Origin of the sequence: Dawidia soli, assembly GCF_018598185.1 — a bacterium.
Taxonomy (GTDB): domain Bacteria; phylum Bacteroidota; class Bacteroidia; order Cytophagales; family Cyclobacteriaceae; genus Ohtaekwangia; species Ohtaekwangia soli.
This window is the reverse complement of record NZ_JAHESC010000002.1, coordinates 110,917-122,615: the sequence shown is the minus strand read 5'-3', so window position 1 is coordinate 122,615 and position 11,699 is coordinate 110,917. Positions and strand designations below refer to the sequence as shown.

Sequence of the window (11,699 nt, the reverse complement as noted above, 5' to 3'; positions counted from 1 at the left end):
CAATTAAATCAGCCGGCTCGTTCCCTTGGGACGGGCCGGTTTTATTTGATGAATATACGGATGCTTGGCGGCGTCTGGCGCCGGTGTTAAGCACCCCAGCGAAGCGGCAGTGCGTCAACCGGTGCCCGGTATGGCAGCGGTCTCCGACCACCTTCCACACCCTGCCCTACGCCGGGATGTCATTAACTCGCGCGCGAGCTATCCCCGTGACTCCAACGAGTAGCCGATACGTAATAAATCATGCTATTGACTGCTTGCCCACTGGCCGAGCCGCGAACCAAAAAGACATAAAAAAACCCGAAGGAAATCCTTCGGGTCTTTGATATTCTCTAACGCGGTAGCTTACACCGTAGCCGCAGAAGACTCTTCGAATTTGCCGGAGATCTTCAGTGTAACAGTTTTCTTAGCCTTGTAGCCGCAGTAGCCGCACTGATAGTGCTTCAGCAGCTCGCCTTCTTCTACCGGTGAAGGGTTCTTCAGGATCTCTTCGCGAACTACTTTAAAGGTCTGGTAGTTACACTCAGGGCATTGCAGCGCGTGCAGGTGACCCGAGTAACGCTCGATTTTCACGTAGCCGGTCTCTTCGTCTTTCCATACGTCGTAGTCGATGGAGAATACGTTCTCTTCCGCCTGCATACCTTCGTCGAGGTAAGCATCTTCTTCTTCTTCGCTCAGCAGCTTCATAGCCTTGCCGGTTTTCGGAGAAACCCGCGGCTTGTAACGCAGTACTTTCAGGCGCTTTTCGATAAAGAACGGATAGTAGAATTTCAAAAGATTCTGAATGATCAGGGCCACGATCATACCCATGGCAAAGGTCGTGAAGCCACGCACGAAGATCCACAGCGGGCTCAGCTCAACGATGTTGGCGTTGGCATAGAAACAGCAGCCGATGACCAGGATGACAGCTGCGATCCACAGCGTACGGATCTCACTTTTGTTGATGTAATCATACTTCGACTTGGCATCGCTCATCGTCAACAGACGGACCACATGATACAAGATGATCAGGATGGCAATCACCCAGCCTAAATAGGCAATATTACGGGCCATCTCATTCCAGGAATCATACTGGTGTGGATCTACTATTTCGTTCATGATTATCGGTTGGTTATTATTGTTCCTGATAGCAAATATATAAGCCGGTTTTTATTAAACCTAACACGAAAAGTGCGTAAGAGCAGAAATCAATACAATTTAATACAGTTTTAACGAATTTAGTAGGATGAGCGGAAAAATGATTAGCCGGCCTGACGCATCTCTTACGGATGTACTAGCGCGACACTAATTCCAACATTTCGGCGACCGCGCGTTCGATGCCCGCCACATCAAAACCACATTCGTGGTGCAGCTCGGACTGCTCTCCATGTTCCACCACCTTGTCGGGGATACCCAGGCGCCGTACCTCTGCGTTGTAATGATGGTCGGCCATGAACTCGAGAATGGCACTGCCGAAGCCGCCGGGCAGACAGCCGTCTTCGATGGTCAGCACTTTTTTGTAACGGGCAAAGATGGTGTGTAACAGCGCTTCGTCCAGCGGCTTTACAAACCGCATATCATAATGGCCAATGCGGATGTTCTGTTCGGCCAGCGCGTCACAGACCTCCGTGGCATAATTGCCGATATGGCCGATCGACAGGATCGCCAGGTCATGGCCTTCGCGCAACATGCGCCCCGTGCCGATGGTAATGGCTTTCATGGGCGTACGCCAGGCCGGCATCACACCCTGTCCGCGGGGGTAGCGGATCGAGAATGCTTGCGCTGCACGCGGCAGCTGGGCGGTGTATAACAGGTCGCGTAGTTCTTCTTCGTTCATCGGCGCCGCCACGATCATGTTGGGCAGACACCGGAAGTATGCCAGGTCGTAGGCACCGTGGTGCGTGGCACCGTCGGCACCGGCAAAACCGGCACGGTCCAGGCAGAAGTTCACGGGCAGGTTCTGAATACAGACGTCGTGAATGACCTGGTCGTAGGCCCGCTGCATGAACGAGCTGTAGATGTTACAAAATGGAATCAGCCCCTGCGTTGCAAGACCCGCCGAAAACGTCACGGCATGCTGTTCGGCTATGCCCACGTCGAATGCGCGGTCGGGCATCTCTTTCATCATGATGTTCATCGACGAACCCGAAGGCATGGCTGGCGTAATGCCCACGATCTTGTCGTTGGCGCGCGCCAGCTCCACCAGCGTGTGACCGAAAACGTCCTGGTACTTGGGCGGCTGCGGCACGTCCTGTACTTTCTTAAAGATCTCACCGGTGATCTTGTCAAAGGTGCCGGGCGCATGCCAGGTCGTGGCGTTGCCTTTTTCGGCAGGTGCGTAGCCTTTGCCTTTTACCGTAACACAGTGGAGGATCTTGGGGCCCTTGATATTTTTGAGGTCCTCGAAGATGTTGACCAGGTGGTTCACATCGTGGCCGTCTACCGGACCGAAGTAGCGCAGGTTGAGCGACTCAAAGAAGTTGCTTTGGCTGAGCAGCGTGGACTTGATGCCGTTTTCAACTTTCGATGCAATCTCCTGGGCGCTCTTCCCAAAATTGGAAAGCTTGCCAAGCAGGTTCCAGACTTCATCCTTCAGTTTGTTGTAGGCCCGCGATGTGGTGATGTCGGTGAGATAATCTTTCAGCGCGCCCACGTTGGGGTCGATCGCCATGCAGTTATCGTTCAGAATGATCAGAATGTTGGAATCTGACACCCCTGCGTGGTTCATCCCTTCAAAGGCAATACCCCCAGTCAGCGCACCGTCTCCAATGACGGCAATGTGCTGGCGGTCTTCTTCACCCTTGTATTTGGAGGCCACCGCCATACCCAGCGCAGCCGATACCGACGTGGAGGAGTGTCCCACCCCGAAAGCATCGTACGGGCTTTCATAGCGGCGCGGGAACCCGGAAATGCCTTTGTAAACGCGGTTTGTGTGGAACTCGTCACGACGGCCGGTGAGGATCTTATGACCATAGGCCTGGTGGCCCACGTCCCATACCAGCTGATCGTACGGCGCGTTAAAAACGTAGTGGAGGGCGACGGTCAGCTCGACTACCCCGAGACTGGCGCCAAAGTGCCCGCCATAGACAGAAACATTGTCGATGATAAAGTGACGGAGCTCGTCGCTCAGCTGGACCAATTGTGCCTGGTCTAGCTTCTTTAAATCGTCTGGTGAGTTGATCTGCGCCAGAAGTTTTCCCGGAGTTATCAGCATAGAGGGAATTATAGACAAATTATAGCTCCTTTAACACGTAAAACGAAGATAAGGGTTTTATAACACAACCCCCGCGCTTTGACCGGAAACGGAAAAAAATGGGCCGGAATGCAGCTTTTGGAGGAAAACCTAACCACAAAATTAGTATTTCTTTTGGATCGGGGCTTTTTGTAGGATTATAAATAAATTTGCCGGCTACGCTTATGACGACACAGGAAAATTTTGAGGTGAAACTTCCCCTCTTCGAGGGTCCGTTCGATCTGTTGCTGTTCTTTATTGAACGCGACGAATTGGATATCTACGATATTCCAATTTCCAAGATCACGAACGACTTCCTGGCGTACATCAAGCAGATGGAAGAGCTCAACATCGAAGTTGCCAGCGAGTTTATTCTCGTGGCCGCCACGCTGATGCGCATCAAGTCAAAAATGTTGCTGCCGCGCCCGCAACTGGACGAACAAGGCAACGAGATCGACCCTCGCGAAGAGCTGGTACGCCACCTGCTGGAGTACAAAAAATACAAATCGGTCGTGGATATCTTCCACCAGATGGAAGAGACCGAGCTGCAGAAAGAAAAGCGTGGCAACCTCGTAAAAGAGCTCAAGTCGCTGGCCGAAAGCACCAACGTCGAAGCCGAGCTGCAGGACGTTACCGTCTTTAAACTGATGACGATCTTCGAGCGCGTATTAAAGCGCTTTGAAGCCGAAAAGAATAAACCCGTGCACCAGGTCGTGCAATATCCCTACACGGTCGATGGCCAAAAGAAATATCTGGTCACGGAAGTGACGAAACGCGGTCGCGTTTCTTTTGCCGAATTGCTGGAAACGTTTCCTACCCGGCTGGGCCTGATCTTTAACTTCCTGGCCATCCTGGAAATGCTGGCGCTGCAACTCCTGGCCATCCAGGTCGGTGAGGGGTTTAACAACTTCTGGATTACCAAATACCAGGGCGACCAGCTGGAAATTTCCAGCGCTGTAGAAGAGATCGAAGTCCCCTTCGAGCAATCCGACGTGATCGCTTCGGCCGACAGCGATGCGGTGCTCGACCACGAAAGCAGCGACGGCGATGAAGACGACGATGCCGACGAAACCGAACCGGAAGCCGACACCGATCGCGACAAGGCGTAATTACCGGCCCGCCTGAAACAGCTGCAACGCGCGCTCAAGATCGACATTCCCGCCCGACAGGATTATACCGGTGCGTTTACCCCTGAATACGTCACCTGCTTTTAGCACAGCCGCCACAGGCACGGCGCTGGACGGTTCGATTATAATTTTCATCTTTTCCCACACCTGGCGCATAGCCTGCACGATCTCCTCGTCGGTCACGGTAATGATCTGTTGTACATTTTCGCGTACGATGGGAAACGTCTTGTCGCCCAGCGACGTCAACAGCCCGTCGGCAATGGAGTTTGCCTGCGATACTTCGGGCTGTCCGCTGAGCATCGAGCGATAAGCATCATCGGCGCCCGCCGGCTCGGCCGCCAGCACTGCCGTACGGGGTGAAAAATACCGTGTAGCCATAGAGGTACCGCTAAGCAATCCGCCGCCGCCGACGGGCGCTATCACGATGTCGAGATCGGTTATCTCCTGGTATAGTTCCAGTGCAGCCGTCGCCTGGCCCGCCATAACGTCGTAGTTGTTAAAGGGATGTATTTCCGTGGCACCGGTCCTGGCGATGACATCGCGCAACATGCTTTCGCGCGCCTCCAGGGTAGGCTCACATTCAAAGATTTCGCCGCCGAACCCTTCTACACCACGTTTCTTTACCGCCGGAGCCGTACGCGGCATAACAATATAGGCGCGTATACCCAGCAGCTTGGCCGACCGCGCAATGGCCTGTGCATGATTGCCCGACGAGTGGGTAGCCACCCCCGCCGCTCGTTGTTCAGGCGTCAGTTGCAAGACGGCGTTCATGGCACCCCGGGCCTTAAAAGCACCCACCTTCTGGAAATTCTCACACTTGAAGAACAGCGACCCGCCCGCCAGCTGGTCCATGCCGGCAGAGGTCATGACAGGCGTACGGTGAATATAGGGCCGGATACGGGCGTGGGCGGTAAGAATAGTAGCAGAAGTGATCATGGAACAGGTATAAAGTGGGGGCCATAATAACATTTCTATACGTTTACCACAATCCAACTCCCTAATATTCTTTTGGCAGAAGCTTTCCCCAACCGGACCAAAAAAGACAGCCGCCGTTTAGTAAATTTGGCCTCCTCTTGTCAAATTTAGTAAGGGATAAATCATTAGGTATGAAAAAAGCACTGAAATGGACATTCATCATCATCGGCGGACTTGTCGTGCTACTCCTGGCGGCGGCGTTCATCGTTCCGATCGTTTTTAAGGACGATATCAAAGCCGCCATCGACAAAGAGATCGCGAAGTCTGTCAACGCCGACGTTTTGTTTGACATTGATAAATTCGAGCTGACACTCTTTAAGAACTTTCCCAACATCACCGCACAGATGCGCGAGTTCGGTGTAATAAACCGCGCGCCGTTCCAAGGAGTACCGCTTTTTGTTGCCGAGGAATTTGAAGTAGAGGTAAACCTGAAAGATATCCTCTTCGGCGACGAGCTGCGGGTGAAGGGTATATCCATTATCAACCCGATGGTAGAGATCCATGTACTTCAAGACGGCCGCGCCAACTACGACATTGCCATTCCGTCGACCGACACCACCACCACGACCGAAGAGCCCGGTGGCGATTTTTCCTTTGGCATCGACCACTGGGAAATTGTAAACGGCGAAGTGATCTATGACGACAAGTCGCTTCCGTTCCTGATGACCCTCAAGGGTCTGAACCACTCCGGCTCGGGCGACTTTACCCAGGACGTATTCGACCTGCGCACCAAAACTGTGGCCGATACACTTACCATGAGCTACGCCGGTGCCGAATATCTGAGCAATAAACGCGTAGAGATAGATGCTACCGTTTCCATCAGCGAGCAATACACCAAATATACCTTCAAGGAAAACACCGCCAGACTAAACGACTTTGCCCTGAGCTTTGACGGCTGGTTTAAAATGAACGAGAAAGACTTCGGCATGGATCTCAGCTTCAAAAGCCCCGAGACGGAGTTCAAAGACATTCTTTCCCTCGTGCCGGGTATGTATTCGGAAAGCTTCAAGAGCATCGAGACCAAAGGTGAGCTCGCCTTTAACGGCTTTGCCAAAGGTACCTATAGCGAAAACCAGATGCCCGCGTTCAACCTGAACCTACTCGTGAAGGACGCGATGTTTAAATACCCCGAGCTGCCCACACCGGTAAACAACATCAATGTAGACCTGCTGGTAGACAACAAAGACGGCGTGATCGACAACACCGTGATCGATCTCAAAAAGCTGCACCTGGACCTTGGCTCAAATCCCATCGATGCCAAAGCCCTGGTAACAAAAATGTACCCTACCAATGTAGACGCTACCGTATCCGCCAGGTTTAACCTGGCCGAGCTGAACAAGATGTTCCCCATGCAAGGCCTCGACATGAAGGGCAGCTATGCGCTGAACCTGAACGCCAAGGGCGTATATGATAGCCTGAAGAAAACCATTCCGGCGATCGACGCGACGATGTCGCTGGCAGACGGCTTTGTAAAATCAGCCGACTTCCCGATGCCCCTGGAAGACCTGCATTTCCAGTCGACCATTAAGAACACCTCAGGCAAAATGGCCGAGACCTTTATTACGGTAAAAGACCTGTCGTTGCTGCTGGACGGCGAACGCTTCAACGCCAACCTGGCGCTGGAAAACCTCGACGACTATACCTGGGACCTGAAAGCGAAAGGTGGCGTAGACCTCGAGAAGATCACCAAGATCTTCCCGCTGGAAGGCATGACATTGGCCGGTAAGGTAAAAGCCGATATCGAAACAAAAGGTAAATATTCGGATGTGCAAGCCTCGAAATACGATCGCCTGCCGACCAGTGGTAGCGCGTCATTGCAAAACTTCAAATACCTGACAAAAGATCTGCCGCCGGTAGACATCTCGCAGGCGTCGATGAGCTTCGACCCGAGACAAATTCAGCTGCAAAACCTCAAAGGCACGATCGGCAAGAGCGACTTTGCCGTAAGCGGTTCCATATTGAACTATATCGCATATGTCTTCAGCGAAAACGCCACGATCAAAGGCGTGGTGAACTTTAACTCGACGCTGTTCGACCTGAACGAGTTCATGACTGAATCAGAAACGCCTGCGACGACAACCGATACGGCTGCGCTCAGCGTCATTCCGGTGCCGCAGAATATCGACTTTGTATTGAAGTCGGACATCAAGACGGTCAAGCTCATGAACTTTACCATGACCAACGCCAGCGGCGATGTGGTCGTAAAAGACGGTGTCGCCAATTTGAGCGGTCTGAAATTCAACATGCTGGGCGGTAGCTTCGTGGTAAATGGTACGTATAACACCAAAGACCTGTCGCACCCCAAGTATGACATGTTGCTGAACATCAACAACGTTTCGATGAAGGAAGCCTCCAGCGCTTCATCGCTCGTAACTACCTACGCGCCGATCGCCGGCCTGGTCAATGGCAACTTCTCGACCGACTTCAAGCTGAGCGGCGAACTATTGCAGGACATGATGCCCAACATGGCCACGGTCTTTGGCGATGGTAACATCAAGATCGCACAAGCCGCGCTGACCGGCTCCAAGCTCGTATCCGGTATTACCTCTATCACTAAGCTTAACGACACCGATCAGGTAACATTGAAAGACGTGCTGATGAAAGCCTCCATCAAAAACGGCCGCTTGACCGTACAGCCGTTCGACGTGAAGTTTGGTACCTATAAAACCGTCGTAGCCGGCAGCACCGGCCTGGACGGCTCGCTGGATTACACATTGAAGATGGATGTGCCGGCCGGCAAGCTGGGTTCTCAATTCAACAGCCTGCTGTCGAAATATAGCACCACCAAATCCGATCCGAACGCACCGATTCCCGTAACGATCGGCGTGGGAGGTAACTATGCAAATCCGTCGACCAAGCTGGTGATGGATGAGCAGAAACAGCAAGTAAAAGATGCCGCCACCGCAGCCGTAAAAGAAGAAGGCACAAAAGCTCTGCAGAACGCTGTGAAAGGCACAGAAGCTGAAAAAACAATCAACAAGCTGCTGGGCAAAGACACCGCCAAAACAACAGCCAAAGGCGATACCACCAAAGCCACACAGGAAAAACAGGTGGAAGATGCCAAGAACCTGATCAAGGGCTTGCTGAAAAAGAAAAAGAACTAATCCAAACACCGACAATCGGAAAGGCTACCTTGAAAAGGTGGCCTTTCTGCTTTTAAGGGGGGTCAAAAGCAGGGTTATCTTAGACGTATCTTGGCGTTGAGCCACTGTTACCCCAGCGATGACATAGTCCTAAAAGCACTGGGACATGCCCCGGATAGCTCGAAGGCATCTTCCGCGCAAGCCTGCTGTGTCCGGGCCTGCGCCGGCAACGCGCGCCAATAAGAAAGCCGCCCCATATATAGGAAGCGGCTTCTTACACCTGGCAACATGCCCGGTATATTATCTTTTAGCGATCAGCTCGCAGTGAGCTGAATTTCTTCGCCCTCCTTGTTCAGGAATTTAAATTCCGTCACGGCCATGGAAGAATCCATGACGATGTTCACCCAGCGCTTGTATTTAAAGTACCAACGCATGCGCTGGGAGATAAAGCCTTTGGTAAAGTAGGCATGCAGATAGGGGTGCAAGGCCAAGACCAGGTTCTTTTCGTTTTGCTTCACCAGCAGGTGCTCGACGTTCTTCTCAACAAGGTCGGACACCAGGATAGAGGCGGTGATCTTACCCGTACCGTTACAAGTAGGGCAAACCTCTTTGGTAGCAATATTCATCTGCGGACGCACACGTTCACGTGTGATCTGCATCAGACCAAACTTCGACAACGGCAGTACGGTCGACTTGGCCTTGTCGTCGGCCATCTCATCCTTCATGATCTTATGGATGAGTTTCTTGTTATCGATATTCCGCATATCGATAAAGTCGATCACGATGATACCACCCATATCGCGCAGTCGTAATTGACGGGCGATCTCTTTGGCCGCTTCTATATTGACAGAAAGCGCTGTGGTCTCCTGGTTTTCTTCGCGGTTTGATTTGTTCCCGCTATTCACGTCGATGACGTGGAGCGCTTCGGTATGCTCGATGATCAAATAGCCGCCGCCCTTGAGGCTCACCGTCGTGCCGAAGGCCGACTTGATCTGCTTCTCAATACCGTAATGCTCGAATATCTTGGCTTTGCCTGTATACAGTTTTACGATCTTTTCCTTGTCGGGAGCGATCGTGCGCACATAGGCTTTAACCTCTTCAAAGATCTTTTTATCGTCAACATGCAGGTTGTCGAAAGACTCGTTCAGCATGTCGCGCAACAGAGAGGATGTCTTATTGATCTCGCCGATAACCTTATCGCGCGGCGACGCCGTTACGAGGCGTTCCATGCCGTCTTCCCAGGTCTTAACCATGTTGCGCAGGTCGCGATCGAGCTCTGCTACCTCGCGGCCTTCGGCCACGGTGCGGATGATCACGCCAAACTTTTCAGGCTTGATGGATTGGATCAGGCGAAGCAGACGCTTACGCTCCTCGTTGGAGGTTATTTTCTTCGATACGCTGACAGCGTTGGAAAAAGGTACCAACACCAGGTAACGACCGGCTAAGGATAACTCACAGGATAATCGGGGGCCCTTTGTAGAGATTGGCTCTTTAACAACCTGCACAGGAATTAATTGACCCTTGGTAAGCTGCTGGGTAATTTTCCCATGCTTGTCAATGTCCTGCTCCAGATTGAATTTGTCGAGCTTGGCGCCGTTGATCTTCTTGGCCCGGACCAGCTTGGTAAACTTTGAAAGTGAACTGAACTGCGGACCGAGGTCGAGGTAATGCAAAAAGGCATCCTTATCGTAGCCGACATCTATAAATGCTGCATTCAGGCCCTGTACAACTTTCTTGACAGAACCTAAATAAATGTCGCCTACTGTAAATTTGCTGCCTTCCTCCTCGTTGTGGAATTCAACCAGCGTCTTGTCTTTAAGAAGGGCTATACGACATCCGTTCTGAGTGGCACTAATGATTAGTTCATTACTCAAAACAAGAAATAATTAAATAAAAAATGATGTGTATAGACACACTGCTTCACCTCTGTGAAGCAGTGCTAACCGGTGGCCCGGTTATTTCTTCTTATGTCTGTTCTTTCTAAGACGCTTCTTACGCTTGTGCGTCGCCATCTTATGCTTCTTTCTTTTCTTTCCGCTTGGCATAGTAATGCTTTAAAAATGATGCTATTATTTTAAATCCTTCAGATAAGAATCTACCGTCGCTTGTACGGCCGGATCCTCATCCATTTCTTTTACGCGTTCAAATTGTTCCTTCGCCCGTTGGTTGTCTCCGGTGTTCATCAACGCAATGCCAAGCAATAAATGACCTTGTGTGTGATTCGGGTTCACCTTCAACAGCTCTTCGAGCCGTTCCACGGCCTTTTCATGCTGTCCGGATTGAATGGAAAGCATCCCCATATTATAGAGGGCCAACTCATTCTTCGGATCTTCTGCCAATACCTCGCGCAGCAACATAATGCCCTGCATGGGGTTTGTCGAGCTTAGGTAGGTCATAGCCAGTTTCGTTTTTACGTCCAGGTTTTTAGGATTTTCATCCAATACCTTTTTGTAAAGCTCCTGTGCCTTGCCAGCCAGCCGGTTTTGTTTGGCTTCGTCCGTTGCAAAACCGAACGCCTGGTAATAATCATCACCGGCTTCGATCCAGCTTTCCGTCGTGTTAAAGAACTTCGCTGTTTCTTCAGAAAACCACGCCGCACTGTCAAATTTGCCAGCAATTCGGTACAGGCCCGCCAAAGAGTCGGCAAAGATAGCATTTTTTTCTTTTTCCGAGCCTGTTTGATATTGAATGCGCAAAGATGCAATGGATTGAAGCACCGCACGCGGTGCGGCAGCGTGCACGTCGGCGTGCTGACCCACAGAATCGGCCGCCGGGCCCGTTGCGACAGAGCCGTCATTCTCGACCACTACCTTGGGTAATAGAAAAAGAAGGACGATCACCGCCACACAGGCGACTATGAGTATAATACGCGTTTTTAGCATGTTTTGGAAGGAATTCCCGGGAACGGGTCAAGACGGGTCCTGCTCTTAATCAACATCCTCTTCTTTATATTTCTCAGCTGTGTCGGCTAACTGTTTAACTTTCTCGCTGCTTTTAATTTTGCTCACAAAGATCTTTGCAGGCTTAAAGCTGGGAACATAGTGCTCATCGATCACCAGGGCCGTATTCCGCGATATGTTTCGGGCAATCTTCTTCTTTCTTTTTTTGTTGATGAAGCTGCCGAAACCCCGGATATAAATATTGTTGCCATTGGCCATGGAATTCTTAACCACGCTGAAGAAAGCTTCCACCGATGCGGTGACATCTGCTTTATCTACTCCGGTCTTTTCAGCAATTTCGTTGATGATGTCTGCTTTGGTCACTGTGTTATATTTTTATGTCGAATTTTTTGGGTTGGCAAATTTA

Annotated in this window: 7 protein-coding genes and 1 pseudogene; 2 read left to right on the top strand and 6 right to left on the bottom strand. The window is 51.3% G+C overall.

Annotated features, from left to right (window positions below; all coding sequences use genetic code 11):
• Window positions 1-342: 342 nt before the first annotated feature.
• Both KK078_RS01875 and dxs read right to left on the bottom strand, forming a co-directional pair.
• Complete coding sequence (locus tag KK078_RS01875) at window positions 343-1,095, bottom strand: MFS transporter (protein WP_254088534.1); 753 nt, start codon at window positions 1,093-1,095, stop codon at window positions 343-345.
• A 175-nt stretch (window positions 1,096-1,270) separates the two neighbouring features.
• Window positions 1,271-3,190 carry a 1-deoxy-D-xylulose-5-phosphate synthase gene (dxs, locus tag KK078_RS01870; protein ID WP_254088533.1) on the bottom strand — a complete coding sequence of 640 codons (1,920 nt, stop codon included), beginning with the start codon at window positions 3,188-3,190 and terminating at the stop codon, window positions 1,271-1,273.
• A 203-nt stretch (window positions 3,191-3,393) separates the two neighbouring features.
• Between dxs and KK078_RS01865 the strand changes: the two are divergent.
• Window positions 3,394-4,137: pseudogene (locus KK078_RS01865) on the top strand (segregation and condensation protein A); the annotation flags it as partial.
• 180 nt (window positions 4,138-4,317) lie between these two features.
• Here the strand turns inward: KK078_RS01865 and KK078_RS01860 are convergent.
• Entirely contained in the window at window positions 4,318-5,271 is a 954-nt protein-coding gene (locus KK078_RS01860) for a pyridoxal-phosphate dependent enzyme (protein ID WP_254088532.1), read from the bottom strand.
• Window positions 5,272-5,441: 170 nt separating this feature from the next.
• On the opposite strand from KK078_RS01860, the gene KK078_RS01855 reads away from it, so the two are divergent.
• The gene (locus KK078_RS01855; protein ID WP_254088531.1) at window positions 5,442-8,414 is read left to right on the top strand and encodes an AsmA family protein; all 2,973 of its coding nucleotides are present in this window, start codon (window positions 5,442-5,444) and stop codon (window positions 8,412-8,414) included.
• Between the two features lie 293 nt (window positions 8,415-8,707).
• Here KK078_RS01855 and KK078_RS01850 read toward each other — a convergent pair whose 3' ends face one another.
• From KK078_RS01850 to KK078_RS01840, 3 genes are all read right to left on the bottom strand, one after another.
• Complete coding sequence (locus KK078_RS01850) at window positions 8,708-10,267, bottom strand: Rne/Rng family ribonuclease (protein WP_254088530.1); 1,560 nt, start codon at window positions 10,265-10,267, stop codon at window positions 8,708-8,710.
• 195 nt (window positions 10,268-10,462) lie between these two features.
• Complete coding sequence (locus tag KK078_RS01845) at window positions 10,463-11,275, bottom strand: tetratricopeptide repeat protein (RefSeq protein ID WP_254088529.1); 813 nt, start codon at window positions 11,273-11,275, stop codon at window positions 10,463-10,465.
• A 45-nt stretch (window positions 11,276-11,320) separates the two neighbouring features.
• Window positions 11,321-11,656: an HU family DNA-binding protein gene (locus KK078_RS01840; RefSeq protein WP_254088528.1), complete on the bottom strand. Its 336-nt coding sequence runs from the start codon at window positions 11,654-11,656 to the stop codon at window positions 11,321-11,323.
• Window positions 11,657-11,699 lie beyond the last annotated feature (43 nt).

Bases quoted from the DNA above. Each gene is read 5' to 3' on its own strand.
- KK078_RS01875 (WP_254088534.1), bottom strand. From the start codon at position 1,095: ATGAACGAAATAGTAGATCCACACCAGTATGATTCCTGGAATGAGATG.
- dxs (WP_254088533.1), bottom strand. From the start codon at position 3,190: ATGCTGATAACTCCGGGAAAACTTCTGGCGCAGATCAACTCACCAGAC.
- KK078_RS01860 (WP_254088532.1), bottom strand. From the start codon at position 5,271: ATGATCACTTCTGCTACTATTCTTACCGCCCACGCCCGTATCCGGCCC.
- KK078_RS01855 (WP_254088531.1), top strand. From the start codon at position 5,442: ATGAAAAAAGCACTGAAATGGACATTCATCATCATCGGCGGACTTGTC.
- KK078_RS01845 (WP_254088529.1), bottom strand. From the start codon at position 11,275: ATGCTAAAAACGCGTATTATACTCATAGTCGCCTGTGTGGCGGTGATC.